This window comes from Verrucosispora sp. WMMD1129, from assembly GCF_029581255.1.
Lineage (GTDB): Bacteria > Actinomycetota > Actinomycetes > Mycobacteriales > Micromonosporaceae > Micromonospora > Micromonospora sediminimaris.
Window position 1 is genome coordinate 859,191 of record NZ_CP120741.1, and the last position, 21,080, is coordinate 880,270.

Sequence of the window (21,080 nt, forward strand, 5' to 3'; positions counted from 1 at the left end):
TCGACGGCGGTGAGCGCGTCAGCGGCGGGTGCGGCGGGGTTTGTGCTGCGCGCTCGGTGCCGTGGGCGGCCCTTCCCATCCGGGACGCGCCGGCCGTAGGCCGGGTCGGGTGTCGCGGCTGCGGTAGGGCACGTAGGGGCGGGTGAGGTAACCGACCGGCGCGCTGAAGGCGTGCACGAGCCGGGTGAACGGCCAGAACGCGAACAGCGCGAACGCCGAGACGATGTGGATCTGGAAACCGACCGGGACGCCGGCCATGATCTCCGGATCCGGGCTGAGGTAGAACAGCGACCGGAACCAGGGCGAGATGGTCTCGCGGTAGTCGTAGCCGTCGCCGACCACGTTGGCCCGCAGGGTGGACCAAAGGCCGATCACGATGACGGCGGCGAGCACGGCGTACATCGCCTTGTCGTTCTTGGTGGTGGCGGCGAAGACCGGCCCGGTGAGGCGGCGGCGGGCGATGAGGATCGCCATGCCGATCAGCGTGCAGAAGCCGGCGACGGTGCCGATGAACACGGCCATCAGGTGATAGGTGTGCTCGGTGATGCCGACGGCCTCGGTCCACGACTTGGGCACCAGCAGCCCGCCGACGTGCCCGATCAGGACCATCAGGATGCCGAAGTGGAACATCGGGCTGCCCCAGCGCAGCACCGCCGACTCGTACAGCTGCGACGAGCGGGTCGTCCAGCCGAACTTGTCGTAGCGGTAACGCCAGATCAACCCACCCACCATGATCGCGATGGCGAGGTAGGGGTAGACCACCCACAGCAGGACGTTCACCGGCGACCTCCGGTGGTGTCGACGAGTCCGAACGGTTCGAGGCCCACCTGTTCGGTGGGCGGGCCCGTGCGGGCGAGCTGGGCGGCGGCTCTCACCTCCGCCGGTCCGGCGGCGGGCAGCACCGCGCGCACCGCCTCCACCGCATGCCGGTAGACCGACTTCTCCCTGGCCAGCGACTCGGTGAGCAGGTCCAGGCCGACCCGGTTGTCACGCAGCAGCCGCCACCCTGCGCCGTCGACGGCGGCCAGATCGAGCACCGCGGGCAGGTAGTCGGGCAGTTCGCCGTCGATCACCTCCACGCCCGCAGCCTTGTAGGCGGCGGTGAATCCCACCAGGGCCTCACCGCGCTTGCGGGTGTCGCCGCAGGTGTAGTAGGTCAGGTGCAGCGCGCACCGGCGGCGGAAGTCGAACAGTTCCACATACTCCGCGGCGAGCCGGGTGGGGTCACCGTCGCGGCGGTGCACGGCTACCGGACGCAGGTGCCGGGCCACGGTGTCGGGCAGTTCGTCGAGGGCCGCGAGCAGCGTCGGCAGCACGTCGAGGGTGTCGGTGTCGGGATAGCGCAACAGCAGCGAGGCGGCCCGGGCCGCGGCGGCCCGCCAGAGGGGTGTGGTGGTCATCGTGCGCTCCCGTCGGTGTCGATCACACCGGGCTCGTCGATGCCCGCGCCACCGGTCGACGTGTCCCGGCGGGGCGGGAAGAGACCGGCGGGCCGCCCCTTGCCGTCCCAGTTGAGCAGGTTGACCCGGCGCGGTTCGTCGCCCGGGTCGGTGAAGCTGTCCGAGGTCTGGCGTTCCCGCAGCATGTGGAAGGTCTCGACCTGGATCGGCGCGGGGGTGCCGGACGACTCACCGAAGGGGCCTTGCCCGTACGGGCCACCGCCACCCATCCCGGGCCCACCCTCGTAGTCGAGGCTGCACTCGGTGCCGAGCTGTTCCAGACGGTGCGCGTCCTCGGCGTGGGCGGCCGGAATGACGTAACGCTCGTCGTACTTGGCGATGGCCAGTAGACGGTACATGTCGTCCATCTGCGCACCGGTCATGCCGACGGCGGCGGCGATGGACTCGTCGCGCGGCTCCCCGAGGTTGATCCGGCGCTGGTAGGCGCGCATGGCGGCGAGGCGGTTGAGCACCGCCCGCACCGGGGCGGTGTCGCCGGCGGTGAACAGCCCGGCCAGGTACTCCAGCGGGATGCGCAGCGCGTCGACGGCGCCGAACAGGTTACCCATGTCCTCGCCGTCGTGGCCGGTGTCGCGCAGCACGTCGACGACCGGGGACAGCGGCGGGATGTACCAGACCATCGGCATGGTCCGGTACTCCGGGTGCAGCGGCAGGGCCACCTCGTAGCGCATGATCAGATCCCAGATCGGGGATCGTTGCGCCGCCTCGATCCAGTCGTCGGGGATGTCCGCCTGCCGGGCGGCGGCCACGACGGCGGGGTCGTGCGGGTCGAGGAAGACCGAGCGTTGGGCGGCGTACAGGTCGTGTTCGTCCTTGACCGCTGCGGCGGCCGCCACGGCATCGGCGTCGTAGAGCATCAGGCCGAGGTAGCGCAGCCGCCCCACGCACGTCTCGGAGCAGATGGTGGGCTGGCCGATCTCGATACGCGGGAAGCAGAACGTGCACTTCTCCGCCTTGCCGGTGCGGTGGTTGAAGTACACCTTCTTGTAGGGGCAGCCGGTGACGCACATCCGCCAGCCCCGGCACCGGTCCTGGTCGACCAGGACGATGCCGTCCTCGCTGCGTTTGTAGATCGCCCCGGACGGGCAGGACGCGGCGCAGGACGGGTTGAGGCAGTGCTCGCAGATGCGCGGCAGGAAGAACAGGAAGGCGTTCTCGTACTCTTCGCGGACCCGGTCGGACACCTGCCGCAGCACCGGGTCACCTGCGGCGATCTCGTTGCCGCCCGCGAGGGAGTCGTCCCAGTTCGCACTCCACCTGATCTTCGTGTCCGCGCCGGTCAACAGCGACTTCGGTCGGGCCACCGGGATGTCGTCGCCGGCCGGCGCGGTCAGCAGGTGCTCGTAGTCGTACGTCCAGGGCTCGTAGTAGTCCTGCATCGACGGCAGCTTCGGGTTGGCGAAGATGCTGAACAGCTTCTTCACCCGTCCGCCGGATCGGGGCTTGAGCCGCCCGGAGCGGGTCCGCACCCACCCGCCCTGCCACTGCTGCTGATCCTCGTAGGTACGCGGATAGCCCTGCCCGGGCCGGGACTCGACGTTGTTGAACCAGACGTACTCCACCCCCGACCGGTTCGTCCACGCCTGCTTGCACGTCACCGAGCAGGTGTGGCAGCCGATGCACTTGTCGAGGTTCATCACCATCGCCATCTGCGCCATCACCCGCATCAGTACTGCACCTCCTGGGAACGGCGGCGGATCACGGTGACCTCGTCGCGCTGGTTGCCGGTGGGACCGAGGTAGTTGAACGCGAACGACAGCTGGGCGTACCCGCCGATCAGGTGGGTGGGTTTGACAAGCAGTCGGGTCAGCGAGTTGTGAATGCCCCCGCGGCGACCGGTCCGCTCGGTCTTCGGCACGTCGATGACCCGCTCCTGGGCGTGGTACATGTACACCGTGCCCTCGGGCATCTTGTGCGTCACCACGGCGCGGCAGACGACCACACCGTTGCGGTTGACCGCCTCGATCCAGTCGTTGTCGCGTACGCCGATCTTCGCCGCGTCGGCCTCGCTCATCCACATCGTCGGACCGCCCCGCGACAGCGTCAGCATGAGCAGGTTGTCTTGGTACTCGGAGTGGATGGACCACTTCGAGTGCGGGGTCAGGTACCGCAGGGTGATCTCCAGCTCGCCGTGCGGGCCGAGCCGCGGCTCGCCGAACAGCCGGTGCATGTCCAGCGGCGGCCGGAAGATCGGCAGGGACTCACCGGCCTCGTGCATCCAGTCGTGGTCGAGGAAGAAGTGCTGCCGGCCGGTGAGCGTGTGCCACGGCTTGCGCCGCTCGGTGTTGATGGTGAACGGCGAGTACCGCCGACCGCCGTGCTCACTGCCGGACCACTCCGGGCTGGTGATCACCGGCACCGGCCGCGACTGGGTGTCGGCGAAGGTGATCTGCTTGCCCTCGTGCTCGGCGGCCAGGTCGGCCAACACCACGCCGGTGCGCTTCTCCACGTCGCGGAATCCGGCCGTGGCCACCCGGCCGTTCGTAGTGCCGGACAACGCGAGGATCGCCTCGCACGCGTGCACGTCCCGGGCCAGCGACGGACGACCGTCGGCGACACCGCCGCGCACCGTGCCGTTCTTGCGACGCAGGTACTCGATCTCCGGTGTCACGTCGGTGTGCACGCCCTTGCCGGTGGTGCCGAGCGTGTCCAGCAGCGGACCCAGGGCGGCGAGCTTGTCGGCGACGGCGGCGTAGTCGCGTTCGACGACCACGAGCTTCGGCATGCTGCGGCCGGGCACCGGCATCTCACCGGTACGGGCCCAGTCCCGCACCACCCCGTGCGGGGTGGCCATGGCGTCCGGGGTGTCGTGCAGCAGCGGCGCCGCCACGATGTCCTTGCGTACGCCCAGGTGGGGACCGGCCATGGCGGAGAAGGCGCGGGCGATGCCGTGGAAGGCGTCGAAGTCGGTACGGGTCTGCCAGGGCGGGTTGATCGCCGGGGTGAACGCGTGCACGAACGGGTGCATGTCGGTGCTGTTGAGGTCGTGCTTCTCGTACCAGGTCGCCGCCGGCAGGACCACGTCGGAGAAGAGCGTCGTGGACGTCATCCGGAAGTCCAGGCTCAGCAGCAGGTCCAGTTTCCCCTCCGGCGCCTCGTCCGGCCAGACCACGTCCTGCGGCCGCAGGCCCGGCTCGGCCTCGGAGGCGCGCAGGTTGGAGTCGGTGCCGAGCAGGTGGCGCAGGAAGTACTCGTTGCCCTTCGCCGAGGAGCCGAGCAGGTTCGCCCGCCACACCGTCAGCACCCGCGGCCAGTTCTGCGGCGCGTCCGGATCGGTGCAGGCGAACTTGAGCCGCCCCTCGTGCAGGGACCTCGCGACGTACCCGGCCGGGTCGTCGGGTTGCGCGGCCAACGCCTCGTCGGCCAGGTCGAGCGGGCTGCGGTCGAACGTCGGCATCGACGGCATCCAACCCAGCCGCGCCGACTGGGCCAACAGGTCCATCGTGTGCTTGCCGTCGAACAGGCCGGTGCCGGTCGGCGAGGACACCGTGTCGGCGGAGTAGGTGTCGTAACGCCACTGGTCGGTGTGGACGTACCAGAAGGCGGTACCGATCATCTGCCGCGGCGGGCGCACCCAGTCCAGCCCGAACGCCAGGTTGGCCCAGCCGGTCACCGGGCGGCACTTCTCCTGCCCCACGTAGTGCGCCCAGCCACCACCGTTCACCCCCTGACAGCCGGTGAGCGTCACCAGCGCGAGGATCGCCCGGTAGGTGGTGTCCGAGTGGAACCAGTGGTTCGTGCCCGCACCGAGCAGGATCATCGACCGGCCGCCGGAACGCTCGGCGTTGTCGGCGAACTCCCGCGCCACCCGGGCCACCTGCGCCGCCGGCACGCCGGTGATCGGCTCCTGCCACGCCGGGGTGTACGGCACCTCGGCGTCGTCGTAGCCGGCCGGCCACTGCCCCGGCAGACCGTCACGGGCCACCCCGTACTGCGCCAGCAGGAGGTCGTAGACGCTTGTGACGAGCTTGCCCGCCACCGTGCGGGTGGGCACCCCGCGACGCAGCACCTGTGGCGTGTCGGTGTCGAAGCGCGGCAGCGCCACTTCCACCGCGTCGCCCGCCCCCAGGCAGGTCAACGCAGGTTGCAGGTCACCCAGGTCGAGATTCCACTGGCCGGCCTGCTCCTGCCAGCGGTGCCCCAGCGAGCCGCGCGGCACCGCGACCTCGTCGGTCACCGAGTCCCACAGCACCGGCTTGAACGCGTCCTCCGTGCCCTGCCCGCCGAGGTCGGCCGCGGTGAGGAACTTCCCCGGCCGGTACGACCCGTCGGCGGCCTGTTCGAGCGTGATGAGGAACGGCAGGTCGGTGAAGGTGCGGACGTAGTCGACGAAGCGGGGGGTGCGCCGGTCGACGAAGAACTCCTTGAGCATCACGTGGCCCATCGCCATGGCTAGCGCGCCGTCGGTGCCCGGCTGGGCGGGCATCCACTCGTCGGCGAACTTGACGTTGTCGGCGAAGTCCGGGCTGACCACGATCACCTTCTGGCCGCGGTAGCGGGCCTCGGCCATCCAGTGGGCGTCCGGCGTACGGGTGACCGGGACGTTGGAGCCCCACATGACGAAGTAGGAGGCGTCCCACCAGTCGCCGGACTCGGGCACGTCGGTCTGGTCGCCGAACACCTGCGGCGAGGCGACCGGCAGGTCGGCGTACCAGTCGTAGAACGACAGCATGGAACCGCCGAGCAGCGACAGGAACCGCGCGCCGGTCGCGTGGGACACCATCGACATGGCCGGGATCGGCGAGAAACCGGCGACCCGGTCCGGGCCGTACCGCTTGATCGTGTGCACGTGCGCGGCGGCGATCATCTCCTGGGCCTCGTCCCAGGTGACCCGGACCAGGCCACCCTTGCCGCGGGCCCGCTGGTACCGGCGGCGCCGCTCGGGGTCACCCTGGATGTCGGCCCACGCCGCGACCGGGTCACCGAGCCGCTGCTTGGCCTCGCGGTACATCTCCACCAGCACACCGCGCGCGTACGGATAACGCACCCGGGTCGGCGAGTACGTGTACCAGGAGAACGCGGCGCCGCGCGGGCAGCCACGCGGCTCGTACTCCGGCCGGTCCGGCCCCACGCTGGGATAGTCGACCTGCTGTTGCTCCCAGGTGATGATGCCGTCCTTGACGTACACCTTCCAGGAACACGAGCCGGTGCAGTTGACGCCGTGGGTGGAGCGCACCACCTTGTCGTACGACCAGCGGTCGCGGTAGAACGCGTCCGCTTCACGACCGCCGATCTGATACAGGGCTCGGCGGTCCGGCGACACCTCCGCCCGGCGGACCAGCCCTCCGACTGCCAACAGTGCCCGGCTCGCATGCTCCCCAGTGCCCGCCATGCGCCTCATTCCCTCGGTCGTGACCTTGATCCCACGTTCGTGCCTCTGCTGCTTCGCCGCAACCCCGAACCTGGACCGCGGCCCATCACATCGTGATGTCGGCGTCCGCCGCCCGGGCCAAAGGTCCCGATGCGGCAGGGTCGACCGGATTCGCCGCACCGACGCACGGCGAGTGGCGAGGATCGTCCACATTCGACGGTCGCAGCTTGGTGGTGGGCGGCGTCACCAACCCGACCATGTCGTCTTCCACCGCTCGGCTACCTGCCGGTGACGCGGTCCCACGCCGGAATCGGCAGGGCGATGACCGCGGCCGGAAACAGGCCGTGCTCCTCGTTGTCGATGTGCCGACGCAGCCGGTCCAGGGCGGCCAGCACCGTCGGCCAGTCCGGTGCCTTGCGGTCGAGGGCACCGAGAACGCCGTGGATGTCGTCGTGCTCGTCGCACAACCGGTCCACGGCTTCGGTGAGACTGCCCTCGGCGCGCAGCTCGACGAACAGACCGCGCTCCTCGATGTCGGTGTGCGGCATCAGCAGTGCGAGCAGCTCGTCGAGGAGGGCGACGGCGTCAGTCCCACCGGAGGTGATCGCCGTCCGGAGTCGCCCCGCAGCGTTTGCGATCGCCTCGTGCTCGGCGCTCAGTTGACCGATCAGCGGAAACTCCCGGCAACCGCAGTAGTTGCACATGATCGATCTCCTGACGGTGATGTGGTGATACATCCAGCTTGCCCCGGTAGAAACTCGGGCGAGTAGGGCCGTTGGGCCCGTGCCGGGGCGGTACAGTGCCCCACCCCGACGTCGGCCGTCGACACGCTCAGGCCGCGACGGACAACCGGTGCAGGCGGATCTGCCAGACGTCCGGACCGTCCTGCAACCACTCGGCGGTCACCTGCCCGGCGAAGTGGGAATCGATCTCGGTCAGCAGGGGCCGGGGCGCGTGCGGGGCGACCAGAACCAGCGCCGCATCGGCGGGCAGGGCGTCGATGGCGGCGAGAACTCGGGCGTGGCGCTCCCCGTGAGGCAGATCCCGCACGTCGAGCCGGGGATCGATGCTCAGCAGCGGAGCATCCACCTCCGCGCTGGCGGCATCGCCGCCGCAGCCGCAGCCGCCACGACCGCCGCCGCAGCCACCCGCCGAGGAGCCGGTCTCGGCGCCGACGATGTCGTGCATGCCGTCGAGCAGCTCGGCCAGCGACACCGCTTCGGCGTCAACCAGCAGCGGCACGACCAGGTCGTTCTCCTTGGCCAGGTGAGTGGCAAACACCGCCTGCAACGCGCGGGCCGTCGCCGCCGCCGTCGTCGGGGAGGCGGTCGCCGTCAGCTCGGTGACCAGCGCCGTGATGGCGCGATGCTCGCCGAGCATCCCCTGCACCAGCAGCTCACCCGCCGGTAGCTCGGCAGCGGCCGGATACAGGCCCGCCTCCTCGGCGTACGCGTGCGGCAGCAGCTCGCCGTGCAACCAGGCCACCAACTCGTCGCGGCGCAACCACACCTGCTCGGTGACACCGGCATCGACGGCATCGACCAGGCGCGTCACGTGGTTGGTCAGCGCTGCGGACAGCTCGCTGTGGTGACGGACCACCGCACGCGCGGCCCGCTCGTCGGCGACACGATCCAGCTGTGACATGAGACCCTCCGAGGGTTTCTACGTCGTTTGACGTTGTAACGTTATGCATCGTGGAAACTCCGCGTAAAGGCCCCAGCGGGGAGACGATCGACACTCCTCGTCACCGTGCTCTGGGTTCGACCAGCCGGGTGTCGATCCTGCGGCTGGTACGGGCCGCCGAGGGCGGTGTCACCGCCGCCGAGGTGGCCGCCCGCACCGGGCAGCACCTGTCCACCACCCGCGCCCACCTGGACCGGCTCACCAAGGCCGGGCTTCTGGTCAAGGCCCGCGCCAGCGGCGGCCTGCCGGGTCGTCCGGCGTGGCGGTACCGGGCGGCGGCGGCCGATCCCGCCCCGGCCACCTACCGGGACCTGGCGGCTGCCCTGCTGGGACACCTGTCCCGCAGCGGCGGCGACGTCAAGGCCACCGCAGCCCAGGTGGGCCAAGACTGGGGCCGACAGTTGGCCGCCGCGGCACCGCCTGGCGACGACCCGGTGGACACCGTCCTGGCGGTCCTGAACGGCCTGGGTTTCAGCCCGCGACGCCAGCCCACCACCGACGACGGTGCCGGAACGGAAGTGCACCTGCTGACCTGCCCGTTCCTGGAACTGGTGGGCCAGAACCCCGACGCGATGTGCGGCCTGCACCTCGGCGTCGTCCGGGGAGCCCTGCGGCACGACGACGCGCCGGACACACCGGTGGTGCTGGAACCCTTCGGCGCCCCCGCGGCATGCGTCGTGAGACTGCCCACGACGAGGCGAACGGCCGGGTAACGGTCGTGAGCCTCCCCGCCTCGATGCCCGTCCGGTGGCGGCTACCCGCCCTCGCCACCGCCGCCGTCGCGCTGCTGTCCGGCCTGTACGCGGGCCTGCTGCTGCTCGGCACGCCGGTTCCCACCCCGCCGGTCGCGGTGGACCAGGTGCACGGACCGCTGATGGTCCTCGGTTTCGTCGGCACGCTGATCGCGCTGGAACGCGCGGTCGCACTCGGCGCGCGCTGGGCGCTGCTCGCCCCCACCTGTTCCGGGCTCGGCGGTCTCGCGCTGGTCGCCACCGGACCGAGCCTGGCCGGCAAGGCGCTGCTCATGTCCGCGTCGGCGGTCCTGCTCGGGATCTACCGGGCGCTGTGGCGCCGCCAACCCAGCGCCGCTCTGCTCGCCCAGACCACCGGCGCGTTCGCCTGGTACGCGGCCACACTGCTGTGGCTGGCCGGCTACCCGGTCGCCGAGACCGTGCCGTGGCTGGCCACCTTCGTCGTGGCCACCATCGCCGGCGAACGCCTTGAGCTGGCGCACGTCGCACTGCACCACCCGTACGCCGAGCGGTGGTTCCTCACCGCGCTGGCCGCCCTGCTGGCCGGAGCCACGGCGACCACGCTGTGGCCGATGACCGGCCCCCATCTGCTGGGTGCGGGCGTCCTCGCCGTCACGGCCTGGCTCGCCGTCTTCGACGTCGCCCGCCACACCATCCGGGCGCGGGCCCTCCCCCGCTACGTCGCCGTGGGTCTGCTGTCCGGTTACGGGTGGCTGGCCCTGGCCGGCGTGCTGTGGGCCGGTGCCGGACCGGCGACCGACGGCCCCCGGTACGACGCCACGCTGCACGCGGTCTTCCTCGGCTTCGTCATGTCCATGATCTTCGTACACGCGCCGGTGATCCTGCCCGCGGTGCTGCGCCGGCCCCTGCCGTACCACCGGGTGCTCTATCCGCCCCTCGCCGTGCTGCACGCCTCGCTGCTGGTACGCGTCGGCCTCGGCGACGCCGCCGGCATGGCGCAGGTGTGGCGCTGGGCCGGAGTCGCCAACGTGGCCGCCGTGCTCGGCTTCGCCGGCTGCGCCGTCACCCTGTCACTACGACACCGAAGGTTGTCGCCGACGCCGACGCCGGTCCGGCACCGCATCCCGGCGGGTGTGTCGTGAGCACCATCGTGGCCGGCGATCAGGCTCCGCCCAGCGGCAGCGGCCCCACCGGCCGCGCGACCTGGCACCGCCGCGTCGGCATGCTGCCCCTGGCGTACCTGGTCGCACTCGTCGCCGTCGCGCTCACCCACCCGGTCCTGCCTGCCTGGCGGTGGCTCGGCATGCACCTGCTGCTGCTCGGTGTCGCCACCAACGCCATCGTGATCTGGAGCGCCCACTTCACCAGCGCCGTGCTGCGCTGCCCACCACCGGCCAGCCGCCACGGCGACGGCATCCGGCTCACCGTGCTCAACCTCGGCGTGGCCGGGGTGCTCGCCAGCGGTGTCGTCGACCAGCCGTGGATCGGCGTCGTCGGCGCCGGCATGGTGTTCGCCGCGGTCGCGGCACACCTGGTGTGGCTGGTCGCGCGGCTGCGCGCGGCGCTGCCCGCCCGCTTCGCCGTCACGGTGCACCACTACCTGGCCGCCACCGGCGCCCTGCTGGTCGGGATCCCGGTCGGCGCCTGGATGCTCGTCGTCGACGACGTCAGCCGGTCGCGACTGCTGCTGTTCCACGCGCACGTCAACCTGCTGGGCTGGGTAACGTTGACCGTGCTGGGCACCCTGCTCACCCTGTGGCCCACCGTGCTGCGTACCCGCATGGCCGACGGTGCCGCCACCGCGGCCCGGCGAGGGTTGCCGGTCGCGGTCGCCGGACTCACGGCTGTCAGCACCGGCGTGTTGGCCTGGTGGCCGCTGCTGGCCGTCGGTGGGCTGGCGCTGACCGCCACGGCCGTCCTGCTCACCGCGGTGCCGGCCGCACAGGCCGCCCGGCGCAAGACCCCGGCCTCATTCCCGAGTTGGTCCATCACGGCCGCCGCCGGTTGGCTGGTCGTCGCGCTCGGCGTCGACGCCTGGACACTGCTGTCCGCGTCCGACCCGGCCGTGGCGGCGGACCGCTTTTCCGCCGTGCTCGTGCCGTTCCTCATCGGCTTCGTCGGCCAGGTAATCCTCGGTGCCCTGGCGTACCTGCTGCCCGTGGCGCTCGGTGGCGGACCGGCCCTGGTACGCGAGCGCACCGAACGGCTCGACCGTCACTGGCCGCAGCGCGTCGCCACGACCAACGCCGCCCTGGCCGTCTTCGTCCTGGCGGTACCCCCCTACGTACGGATCACCACCTCGCTGCTCCTGCTCGCCGCCCTGCTGCAGTTCCTCGTGCCCGCTGTGCACGTTTTGCTCGCCTCCCGGAGACAACCGTGACACCACCTGTCGCCACACCCCCACCGGCGCGCCCGCTCGGCGGCGTGGCGGTCGGGCTCGCTCTGGTCCTGCTGGCCGTCCTGGTCGGCGTGGCCGCCGAACGCGCCACCGCACCAGCCACCAACACCGCTGCGGCGGCCGGCGTGACCCCCACCGGGCGGACCACCACCGTGGCCGTCACCGCCGACGGCATGCGTTTCCAACCCGACCGCATCACCGTTCCCGCCGGGGACCGGCTGGTCATCGAGCTGACCAACAACGACCAACGCCGCCACGATCTCGTCCTGGCGACCGGCGCCAAGACCGCCATCCTCGCCCGCAACGGCACCACCCGCCTGGATGCCGGCATCATCGGCGCCACCGTCGAGGGATGGTGCTCGCTGCCCGGGCACCGCCGGGCCGGCATGACCCTGACCATCACCACCACGGCGACATCGATCGGGACCGACAGCCACACCGGGCACGCCGCACCGACCACGGAGCCGGCTCCCGCACCGGTCATCGACGCGATGGCGGAGCCCACGGCCGGGTTCACCGCCCACGACGCCACCGCCCCGCCCGTCCCGACCGGCCGGGTCCACCACGTCGAACTGCGCGTGCGGGAGGTCGTGCGGGAGGTCGCACCCGGCGTCCGGCAGCAACTGTGGACGTTCAACGGAACGTCGCCCGGGCCGGTGCTGCGCGGTCGCGTCGGCGACACCTTCGACGTCACCCTCATCAACGACGGCACCATCGACCACGGCGTCGACTTCCACGCCGGTGCCCTCGCCCCCGACCGACCCATGCGGCCGATCGACCCCGGCGAGCGGCTCACCTACCGGTTCACCGCCACCAAGGCCGGCATCTGGATGTACCACTGCTCGACGATGCCGATGCTGCACCACATCGGCAACGGCATGTACGGCGCGGTCATCATCGACCCACCCGACCTGCCCGCCGTCGACCACGAATACGTGCTCGTGCAGTCCGAGTTCCATCTCGGCCCCGACAGCGAACCCGGCGACCTGGCCAAGATGCAGGCCGAACGACCGGACGCGGTGGTCTTCAACGGCTACGTCTCCCAGTACGCGCACCGGCCGTTGACCGCCGGGGCCGGCGACCGGATCCGCATCTGGCTGCTCAACGCCGGCCCGAACCGCTCCAGCGCCCTCCACGTCGTCGGCGCCCAGTTCGACACCGTCTACGCCGAGGGCGGCTGGCGACTGCGGCCGGACGACCCCGGGGCGGCCCAGGTGCTGGACCTCGCGCCCGCCGCCGGCGGCTTCGTCGAGACCGTCCTGCCCGAACCGGGACGGTTTCCCTTCGTCACCCATTCCATGGTCGACGCCGAACGCGGCGCCCGCGGCGTGATCGAGGTGCGGTGACCAGGCCCATGACCACTCCCGTACGCCGCACCGCCAGGTCCACCGCCGTCCGGCCGCGGCCCCGCAGGCTCCGACAGTTCGTTCCGCCTCAGCACGGTGCCTGGGCGATGCTGCTCGTACCGTGGCTCGCCGCGGTCCTCACCGTCGGACTTCACTGGCCGCACCTGCCCCTGCTCGGTGCCTGGCTCACCGGCTACCTGCTCAGCTACTACCTGCTGCAAGCCGTCAAGACGCGCCGGCCCGGCCGGGTACGCGCCCAGCTGTGGACCTACGGCATCCCGACCGCACTGCTGGGCGGCCTCGTCCTGCTGCTCCGCCCGGAACTGCTCTGGTACGCCCCCGCCTACACCGCCCTGCTGGCCGTCAACGTCGTGCAGGCGCGACGGCGGGCCGAACGTGCCCTCGGCAACGACATCGCCTCCGTCGCGCAGAGCTGCCTCATGGTCTTCGTCGTCGCCACCGCCGCCGGTCAGCCTCTCGACACGGTCGTCACCGCGTTCCTCGCCGTCGCCGCCTACTTCACCGGCACCGTGCTGTACGTCAAGACGATGATCCGCGAACGCGGCAACACCACCTACCACCGAGCCTCGGTCGGCTATCACATCGGCGCGGTCGTCCTGGCCGCCTGGCTGAGTCTCCCCCTGCTCGGCGTGTTCCTGCTTCTCCTCGTCCGCGCCGCCGTCCTACCCCGACGCCGGCTCACCCCGAAACACGTCGGCCTCATCGAGATCCTCGCCAGCATCCTCGTGCTGATCGCCAGCACGAGCTGAACCGACGATCATGCCGGCATCCGGCGGTGACTTTCCGCCCGACCGCCGTACCGCCGGCAACCCCGCACACCCGGCGTGACACAGTCGATGCGGAGAGACAGATCCACACCGGATCGCCTACACTGCCGATGCACTGCGAATCGTCGATCGTTGCCAGCGGGTGTGCCGAAAGACATCCCAGGAGCTTGAATGCCAAGCAGCAGTCTTCAGGGACTGACCGGGCCAGGCGGAAACCTCGGCCGACGACCGGCTCTCTCCTCGACCAACGGTGAAAGAATCTTGCGACCACACCTCGGCCGGCCCGCGTCACCGTGGCTGGTCAAGATGACACCCGCTGCCGCGGATCCCCGGGCGAGCCTGGTCATCTACCCGCACGCGGGCGGATCGGCCGCCGCCTACCTCAAGCTCGTCCGGGCGTACCCGTCGTGGCTGGCGACGATGGTCGTCCAGTATCCGGGGCGGGCGCACCGGATCCAGGAGCCTTACGCCCGCTCGATCGGCGAGCTTGCGGCGAACACGGCGGCGGCGATCCTGACCTGTGTCGACGGTCCGGTCGTGCTTCTCGGTCACAGCCTGGGTTCCCTCGTCGCCCTGGAGACCGCCCGCATCCTGGCGGCGGAAGGGCGAGAACCTGTGGCGCTCTACCTGTCGGGGCGGGGTGACCCGTCGGCGCCGCCCAAAGGCGGACAGCACCTGCTGGACGACACACAGTTGATCGAGCACATCTGCGCCCTCGGTGGCACGGACCGCCGGATCTTCGACGACGCGGCGATGCGCGCGCTCGCGTTAGAGGTGATCCGGGCCGACTACCGTGTCCTGTCCGCGTACCGGTACCACCGGGGTCGGCTGCTCCACTGCCCGGTGACCGTGCTCAACGGCGCGGAGGATCCGGCGGTGCCGGTAGGTTCAGCCAAGGCGTGGGCCGAGGTCACCCATGGCGCCTTCGCGCAACACGTGTTCCCAGGTGGACACTTCTTCATCCTGGACCACGTCGAGGCAGTCGCGGATCTGATGTCGTCCGGTCTGCTGTCGCAGCTACCGCCGGACCCAGCCGGCCGGGTCGCTCCGGTCAAGGAAACGGCACTGTGACCTCGCGATCGAAACGGAGGACGCCACCGACGATCCCCCGGGGGCATGTCGATGACACCGCGACGGCGTGGGCCCTTTGGACGGTGTTGCTGTCGGGATAGCGGGAATCGCCTTGCCGAGGCGCACCCGGCGGGACAAGCTGCCGCCATGCTGGAACAGCAGCGCGGCAAGCTGTGGCTGGTGGTGGCAGCCGCCGGCTACGGCAAGACCACCGCGCTGCGCCGGCTGTTCCCCGGCCCGACCGTCCGGTGGCAACGGGAGTGCGACGTCGATGCGTTGCTCCGCGGCGAGCTGGCGGAGCTGGCCACCGGCGCGACGCAGCTCGTCCTCGACGGACTGCCCGCCATGTCGGAACGGACCGAGCAGGCGTTGCTGCACGCGATCGCCGGCCTGCCGGACGGCGTACGGCTGGCCCTGTCGTCGCGATGGCCGGTGGGCTGTGCCGCGTCGTCGTGGTTGACCCGGATGGTGCCCGCGCAGCTCCGCCCGGCCGAGCTGAGCCTGACCACCGATCAGGTCGACGAGGTGCTGCACACCGAGTACGGGCTGACCGCCCCCGCCCTGGCGCAGCGCGTGCACGAGATCACCGCAGGGTGGCCCGCGCTGGTCCGGCTGGTCGCCGAGACCCTGGTCGCCGAGGGCGTACCCGCCGGGCAGCTCCTGCCGGCGGTGACCGAGCCCGGCGGTCTGGTGACGGGCTACCTGGCCGAGGAGGTGCTCGGCCCGCTGCCGGAGGACGCCCGGCGGCTACTGCACGAGGTGGCCGACCTCGCGCCGGTGACGGCGGGCGTCTGCGCGGTCGCCGGACACCCGGCAGCCGGGCCGCACCTCGGCCGGCTGCTGCGCACCGGGCTACTGACCAGGGTCGGCACCGATCCCGACACCGGGCCCCGGGTGGTACCGGTGATCGCCGCAGTCGCCGGCCACGACCGGCCGCCGGTGACGCGCGGGACGCTGCTGCGGGCGGCGACCTGGTACCGCGACCATGGCCCGGCCCGCGCCGCCGCGTTCACCTTCCGGCTCGGCGGCGACGATGCGGCGCTGGCCGCGGTGCTCGACGAGCACGGCGACCGGATGATCGCGGCCGGCCGGCCCGGCGCGATAGCCGAACTGGTCACCACCCTGCCGGCGCCGCTGCGCACCCGCAGGCTACGGCTGCTCGCCGGCGACGCGCTGCGTACCGCTGGCGACGTGGCCGCGGCGGCCCGCGCGTATCAGGAGGTGGCGGCAGCCGAGCCGAGGTGGCAGCCGGGCATCGCCTGGCGGATGGGCTTGATCCACTACCTGCGCGGCGACCAGCCCCGGGCCCTGGCCGACTTCGCCCGGGGCGACGAGGCCCCGGGTTGCCCCACCGATCAGGCGATGCTGCTGGCGTGGACGGCGGCGGCCACCGCTCGCAGCGGTGACGCGGCGGCCGGGGTGGAACACGCCTGGCGGGCCTACCACCGCGCGGCCGAGACCGGCCGGGACAGTGCGCTGGCCACCGCACACGTCAGCCTCGCCCTCTGCCTCGGACTCACCGGTGACCAGGTCGGCGGCGAGGAGCACTACCGGCTGGCGCTGGGCATCGCCGAACGCACCGGCGACCTGGTGCTGCTCGCCCGGATCCTGGTCAACCAGAGCTACCACCTCGTCGAGCAGGCCCGCTATCCGGCAGCGCTGGCCGCCGCCCAACAGGCGGCCGGGCACGCCGAGGCTGCCGGCCACGCCAACCTGTACGCGATGGCCGCCGGGACCGAGGCCGACATGCTGGCGATGCTCGGCCGGTACGACGACGCGGCGGCGCGGTACGCCCAGGTGCTCGCCCGCCATCAGCGGATGGGCTCGCGCCGCTGCGCCGACACGTACCTGGGTCTGGCCGAGCTGCATCTGATGCGCGGCTGGCGGGAACAGGCCCGGGCCGCGTTCGTCGAAGCGGTCCGGTTGGCCGACGACAGTGACAGCCGGAAGCTGGCGGTGCGGGCGCACGCCGGGCTGGCCCGGGTGCTGCTGCCCGACGACACGGTGGCGGCGGCCCGGCACGCCGCCGAGGCAACCCGGCTGGCCAGTGACGACCTCCGGGTTCCGGCACTGCTCGCGCAGGGCTGGGTGGCGCTGGCCGGCGGCGACGCCGCGCACACCGCACGGCTCGCCGGCGAGGCGCTAGACCTGGCCCGGTCCGGTGGGTTGCGGGCCGGCCTGGCCCGGGCGCTGGAGCTGCGGGCCGCCGCGGAGATCGACCCGGGTCGGGCCCGCGCCGCCCTGCGCGAGGCGTACGCGATCTGGGCCGACGCATCGGCGGTCGGCGACGCGGCCCGTACCGCGCTGGCGTTGAGCCGGCTGCCGGGCGCCACCGCCGACGACCGGTTCGCCGCGCTGCTGGCCACCGAGCGCCTCGCCGCCGGGGGCGGCTCGATCGACCAGGAGGAGACGCCGCCGGACCAGCCAGCCGACGGCCAACCGTCACATGGCGTGGGTCGCGTCGGCGTCCTGGTCCGCGCCCTCGGCCGGTTCGAGGTACGGGTGGCCGGGGCTGCGGTACCGCCGTCGGCCTGGCAGTCGCGGCGGGCGCGGGACCTGCTGCGGATCCTGGTGGTACGCCGGGGCCGGCCGGTGCCCCGGGGCGAACTGTGCGAACTGCTCTGGCCCGACGACGATCCGAGCAGGACCGGGCACCGACTGTCGGTGTTGCTGTCGATCGTGCGCGGGGTGCTCGACCCGGACCGGGTCTTCGCCTCGGACCACTACCTGGTGACCGACGCGGCCAGCGTCGCGCTGGACGTCACCCACCTGCGGGTCGACGTGATGGAGTTCCTCGGTGCGGTGACCCACGGTCGTCGGTTGCTCGATCGGGGTGCCCAGGCGGAAGCACGCACCATCCTCACGGCGGCCGTGCGGGACTACCGGGCGGACGTGTTCTCCGACGAGCCGTACGCCGACTGGGCCTCGGCGCTGCGCGAGCAGGCGCGGGCCGCGTACGTCGGGGCGCTGCGGATGCTGGCCGACGCGCACCGGTCGGCGCGAAACAGCGACGCCGCCGTGGACTGCCTGCTCCGACTGCTGGAGAAGGATCCGTACGACGAGCCGGCCCACCGGATGCTGGTGCGCACCCTCGTGGCGGGCGGGCAGCACGGCGAGGCACGGCGGGCGTTCACCCGCTACCGCGCGGCGATGCGCGCGATCGGAGTACGGCCGCCGGACGAGATCATCCTGACGCCACGGGGCGGGGTACGGCCGTCGGTGACGGTCGTACCCCCACCACGGTGAAGGTTCGGGCAGCGCCGGCACGGCATTCGGCGCTCAGTAGATGTCGTGGTCGGTGCTGTACCCCGTGACCATCCACTTCGGATCATCGGTCAGGTACCGGGGAACCGGCCGCAGCTCGTCGTCCGCGGCCGACGGCCCGGCAGGTGTGCCGCCGCGGACGGACCGGCCCGTCTCGGTGCCGGCCCGCTGGACCGCCGCGACGGTCACCCGCGTCCCGTCGTCGTTGGGCATCATCGCGTCGATGAAGAGGTCCGTCCTGGAGATCGGGAACGGATCGGCGGGGTCGGGCAGCACGGTGATCTCACCGCCGACACCGGACATGGACGGGAATTCCCACTCCCACTCGCGCTGCACGGTCACGGTCCTCGGCGAGGACGTACCGACCGGGCTGGTCGTGGTGAACCGCTTGTAGCGCAGTCCGTCCTCCGGCCACGAGGCACGGATGCCTTCCACACAGACCGCGTAGGCGACCGGGCTGGCGCCGATCCGGTGGAAGGCCGTGCGAACGGTCACGCTCGCGCCGTCGGCGTCGGGGACCAGTCCGGCCAGCGGCACGCCGGCGGGCAGGTCGAACCCGGTGCCGCTGAGCACCAGGTCGGCGGGACAACTCGCGGTTTGCGAACCGGCCGGGGAGACCTCGACGACCCGCGCCGTGCCGTCGTCGGACTCGCAGACGGCGGCGGCGATCACCGACCAGGGTTCCGCGTGGTCCGGGTACGCCTCGCCGCGTACCTCGACCGAGGTCGCGCCCGGCACGATCGCGGCCAGGCGGACTCCCCCGTTGCCGTTCCTGATCCGGCCACCGGCGCCGATCAGCACCTCGTCCGCCCCGCACGTCGCGGTCACGCTCTTGGGCGACGTGGTGTCGTAGCCGCTCTCCGCCCGATGCCGGTACGCGGCGTGCGCCGCCCCGGGTAGGACGAGCGTCGCGGCGACCGCGACGACCGCTGCGGCCGCCGCGACAGCGCACCGCGACCGATTGCTTGTGCCGAGTGTCGTGCCCCTGCTCATGACCACTGTCCTTTCCTGCTGACGCTGCCGCGAACGGTTCGCGCGGCGCTGCCCGGAATCATCGGCGAGGCCCGTCACGGTGGCGTCATAGTGGCGCACGGCAGGCTCCGGAAAGCGCCCGCGCCTGGTCACGCCGACCGACGTGACCAGGCGCTGCGCCCGCTGACGGTACGGGCCCACGAGCTGTTACGGGCCCCAGCAGATGACGTGGCTCTCCAGGTCCCACGGGGGCAGGTAGACCCCGTCCTCGACGGCGATCGCCTGGGCGTTGTTCTGGGCGACGTTCGCCATCACCCGGGTGAGCAGGACGTTTCCGGTGGCGGTGGCGGCGACCGTGGCGCCGACGCCGGTGGCGAGCGCGCCGGCCGGGCAACCCGCGGACACCTGACCCTTGGGGCTGACGCTGTTGGCCGCCCCGGTCAGGCTGACCAGCGTGCCGGTGAGGTTCGCCGGCAGGGTGGCGCAGATGGCGTACCCGACGAGTTCCCACGGCCCGGCGAACCCGCCGGCCGCGCCCGCGGTGACCACCCCGGCGGTGAGCGCCGCGTTCGGCTCGATCCGCTGGTAGAACGCTTCCCCGTTGGCGGTGCGCAGCTCCGCGCCGAGCCCGAGCAGGTCGGTGCCGGCCGGGCAGGCGGCCACCTGGTTCTTGATCGGGTCGACGTTGCTGCCGCTCGCCGAGATGACGCGCTGGTAGTTGGCCGGGGGCGCGCCCGGCACGCAGATCGCCTGCGCCACGAGGGTGTACGCCCCCGCCACACCGCCCGGGTTGGTGTGCGCCCAGACCGTCACCGACTGGGTGGCCAGGTTCGGAATGATGTCGGTCAACGTGACGTCGCCGCCACCACCGTCCACCGAGCCACCACCACCGGCGAGAAATTCGCCGGCCGGACAGGTGGCCACGGCGGACTGATTGGGAAAGGCGCCCGCCACACTGACGTTCACCACTGTCGCCTGCGCCGGCCCCGCGCCGGTGGCGACGGCCACGGCGGTGCTGGCCAGCAGCAGGCCCGCAGCGGCCGCGAGCCGGGCGAGCCTGGATCGAGTACGCATCGTGCACTCCACTTCGTACCTGCCGCGAAACGATTACGCCCCGGCGGGGCGACGCGGCAGGTAACCCACGATCCGTGCCGGCCTCACGGCGGCCTCAGTGCCGTGTCAGCGTGGACGCCCCCGGGGCAGCGTCGACGCGGAGGGGCTCCGCGTCGACGCTCGTTCGTGGCTGACGCGGCGCACAATGAGACGATGGAGACGACCCGGGTCATCCTCTACCGTTTCCGGCTTCCGCTGCCACGCGGCGACATGATCGTCCACCGGGTGGGCAGGACGACGAGCATCCGCTGGGACGACGAGCCGGTCGCGGTGTTGACCGTGGTGTGGGTCGAAGACGATTCCCGGCACCGCTACTTCATCGACCGTGATCTGGCCGATCGGTTCGACCTACGCCCCGCCGAGCGGGAGTGGCAGTTCGTGTCGGTGGACCTCGACCCGGCGACGGCCACGCAGTGGCGGGTCGCGGCGGAGAGCTACCTGACCGCGATCCAGGCCGCCGAGCGCGCCCGGCACGCGGCCCGGGATCATCCGCCGTGGTTCCGACGCAAGGCCGCCGCCGAGCGTGCCCGGTCCCGGCACCGCGCGGCGCTCGACGCCGCCGACAACGCCTACGCGCCGGTGCGGGAGGCCGCCTCGCGATTGGTCGACGAGGTGTACGCCCCGATCGCGACACGGGAGAGAGCCATCGCGGCGATCATCGGCAAGCCGCTCTGGAGGTACGTGCGCAGGGGCGACATCGCTCTTGTGCACGCGGCCACCTCTGGCGGGTCGACCGCCGAACAGCTCATCTCGGCCATCAGTCGGCAGAAGGGGATCACCGCGTTCCGGTGGGAGCCCGATGCCGTGGCGAAGGCCGTGGAGTTGCTCGGGGAAGACGGATTCGAGGTGTGGTGGCACCGGTTCGCCGGGAATTGGCAGTACCGGCTTCAACAGAACGAGAGAGCACGGCGGGCCGGCGGCACCGGCCTCGCCGGCACCGGCGGCTTCGGAATCTGAGCGC

At 71.9% G+C, this 21,080-nt stretch carries 16 protein-coding genes; 8 read left to right on the top strand and 8 right to left on the bottom strand.

Annotated features, from left to right (window positions below; translation table 11 throughout):
• Window positions 1–18 precede the first annotated feature (18 nt).
• The 6 genes from narI to O7624_RS03980 form a co-directional block, all read right to left on the bottom strand.
• Entirely contained in the window at window positions 19–780 is a 762-nt protein-coding gene (gene narI / locus O7624_RS03955; RefSeq protein WP_093402562.1) for a respiratory nitrate reductase subunit gamma, read from the bottom strand.
• Window positions 777–1,400: a nitrate reductase molybdenum cofactor assembly chaperone gene (narJ, locus tag O7624_RS03960; RefSeq protein WP_282238971.1), complete on the bottom strand. Its 624-nt coding sequence runs from the start codon at window positions 1,398–1,400 to the stop codon at window positions 777–779. The genes narI and narJ overlap by 4 nt, the downstream gene beginning before the upstream one ends.
• Window positions 1,397–3,127 (bottom strand): nitrate reductase subunit beta, encoded by a 1,731-nt coding sequence (narH, locus tag O7624_RS03965; RefSeq protein WP_282238972.1) that lies wholly within the window; start codon window positions 3,125–3,127, stop codon window positions 1,397–1,399. Before narH ends, narJ begins: the two co-directional genes overlap by 4 nt.
• A complete protein-coding gene (locus tag O7624_RS03970) occupies window positions 3,127–6,792 on the bottom strand; it encodes a nitrate reductase subunit alpha (protein ID WP_282238973.1) in 3,666 nt (1,221 codons plus the stop codon). The genes narH and O7624_RS03970 overlap by 1 nt, the downstream gene beginning before the upstream one ends.
• 257 nt (window positions 6,793–7,049) lie before the next feature.
• On the bottom strand, window positions 7,050–7,475 hold the full coding sequence (locus O7624_RS03975) for a hemerythrin domain-containing protein (RefSeq protein ID WP_093402558.1): 426 nt from the start codon (window positions 7,473–7,475) through the stop codon (window positions 7,050–7,052).
• Window positions 7,476–7,602: 127 nt separating this feature from the next.
• A complete protein-coding gene (locus O7624_RS03980) occupies window positions 7,603–8,415 on the bottom strand; it encodes a DUF2249 domain-containing protein (RefSeq protein WP_282238974.1) in 813 nt (270 codons plus the stop codon).
• Window positions 8,416–8,465: 50 nt separating this feature from the next.
• On the opposite strand from O7624_RS03980, the gene O7624_RS03985 reads away from it, so the two are divergent.
• From O7624_RS03985 to O7624_RS04015, 7 genes are all read left to right on the top strand, one after another.
• Window positions 8,466–9,167, top strand: coding sequence for a helix-turn-helix domain-containing protein (locus O7624_RS03985; protein ID WP_093402556.1), 702 nt, complete (start codon window positions 8,466–8,468; stop codon window positions 9,165–9,167).
• 5 nt (window positions 9,168–9,172) lie between these two features.
• On the top strand, window positions 9,173–10,309 hold the full coding sequence (locus O7624_RS03990) for a hypothetical protein (protein ID WP_282238975.1): 1,137 nt from the start codon (window positions 9,173–9,175) through the stop codon (window positions 10,307–10,309).
• Complete coding sequence (locus tag O7624_RS03995; RefSeq protein ID WP_170863349.1) at window positions 10,306–11,547, top strand: hypothetical protein; 1,242 nt, start codon at window positions 10,306–10,308, stop codon at window positions 11,545–11,547. The genes O7624_RS03990 and O7624_RS03995 overlap by 4 nt, the downstream gene beginning before the upstream one ends.
• The gene (locus tag O7624_RS04000; RefSeq protein WP_282238976.1) at window positions 11,544–12,911 is read left to right on the top strand and encodes a multicopper oxidase domain-containing protein; all 1,368 of its coding nucleotides are present in this window, start codon (window positions 11,544–11,546) and stop codon (window positions 12,909–12,911) included. Before O7624_RS03995 ends, O7624_RS04000 begins: the two co-directional genes overlap by 4 nt.
• Before the next feature lie 8 nt (window positions 12,912–12,919).
• The gene (locus O7624_RS04005; RefSeq protein ID WP_282240529.1) at window positions 12,920–13,681 is read left to right on the top strand and encodes a YwiC-like family protein; all 762 of its coding nucleotides are present in this window, start codon (window positions 12,920–12,922) and stop codon (window positions 13,679–13,681) included.
• A gap of 324 nt (window positions 13,682–14,005) precedes the next feature.
• Entirely contained in the window at window positions 14,006–14,770 is a 765-nt protein-coding gene (locus O7624_RS04010) for an alpha/beta fold hydrolase (RefSeq protein ID WP_282238977.1), read from the top strand.
• Between the two features lie 147 nt (window positions 14,771–14,917).
• Window positions 14,918–18,016: a BTAD domain-containing putative transcriptional regulator gene (locus tag O7624_RS04015; protein WP_282238978.1), complete on the top strand. Its 3,099-nt coding sequence runs from the start codon at window positions 14,918–14,920 to the stop codon at window positions 18,014–18,016.
• Between the two features lie 33 nt (window positions 18,017–18,049).
• On the opposite strand, the gene O7624_RS04020 is transcribed toward O7624_RS04015, so the two are convergent.
• On the bottom strand, window positions 18,050–19,027 hold the full coding sequence (locus O7624_RS04020; RefSeq protein WP_282238979.1) for a hypothetical protein: 978 nt from the start codon (window positions 19,025–19,027) through the stop codon (window positions 18,050–18,052).
• A 186-nt stretch (window positions 19,028–19,213) separates the two neighbouring features.
• Window positions 19,214–20,080 carry a hypothetical protein gene (locus tag O7624_RS04025; RefSeq protein WP_282238980.1) on the bottom strand — a complete coding sequence of 289 codons (867 nt, stop codon included), beginning with the start codon at window positions 20,078–20,080 and terminating at the stop codon, window positions 19,214–19,216.
• Between the two features lie 192 nt (window positions 20,081–20,272).
• On the opposite strand from O7624_RS04025, the gene O7624_RS04030 reads away from it, so the two are divergent.
• A complete protein-coding gene (locus tag O7624_RS04030) occupies window positions 20,273–21,076 on the top strand; it encodes a hypothetical protein (protein ID WP_282238981.1) in 804 nt (267 codons plus the stop codon).
• The last annotated feature ends 4 nt before the right edge of the window (window positions 21,077–21,080 follow it).

Bases quoted from the DNA above. Each gene is read 5' to 3' on its own strand.
- O7624_RS04030 (WP_282238981.1), top strand. From the start codon at position 20,273: ATGGAGACGACCCGGGTCATCCTCTACCGTTTCCGGCTTCCGCTGCCA.
- O7624_RS04025 (WP_282238980.1), bottom strand. From the start codon at position 20,080: ATGCGTACTCGATCCAGGCTCGCCCGGCTCGCGGCCGCTGCGGGCCTG.
- O7624_RS03975 (WP_093402558.1), bottom strand. From the start codon at position 7,475: ATGTGCAACTACTGCGGTTGCCGGGAGTTTCCGCTGATCGGTCAACTG.
- O7624_RS04015 (WP_282238978.1), top strand. From the start codon at position 14,918: ATGCTGGAACAGCAGCGCGGCAAGCTGTGGCTGGTGGTGGCAGCCGCC.
- O7624_RS03980 (WP_282238974.1), bottom strand. From the start codon at position 8,415: ATGTCACAGCTGGATCGTGTCGCCGACGAGCGGGCCGCGCGTGCGGTG.
- O7624_RS03970 (WP_282238973.1), bottom strand. From the start codon at position 6,792: ATGGCGGGCACTGGGGAGCATGCGAGCCGGGCACTGTTGGCAGTCGGA.
- narH (WP_282238972.1), bottom strand. From the start codon at position 3,127: ATGCGGGTGATGGCGCAGATGGCGATGGTGATGAACCTCGACAAGTGC.
- narJ (WP_282238971.1), bottom strand. From the start codon at position 1,400: ATGACCACCACACCCCTCTGGCGGGCCGCCGCGGCCCGGGCCGCCTCG.
- O7624_RS04020 (WP_282238979.1), bottom strand. From the start codon at position 19,027: ATGAGCAGGGGCACGACACTCGGCACAAGCAATCGGTCGCGGTGCGCT.
- O7624_RS04010 (WP_282238977.1), top strand. From the start codon at position 14,006: ATGACACCCGCTGCCGCGGATCCCCGGGCGAGCCTGGTCATCTACCCG.
- O7624_RS04005 (WP_282240529.1), top strand. From the start codon at position 12,920: ATGACCACTCCCGTACGCCGCACCGCCAGGTCCACCGCCGTCCGGCCG.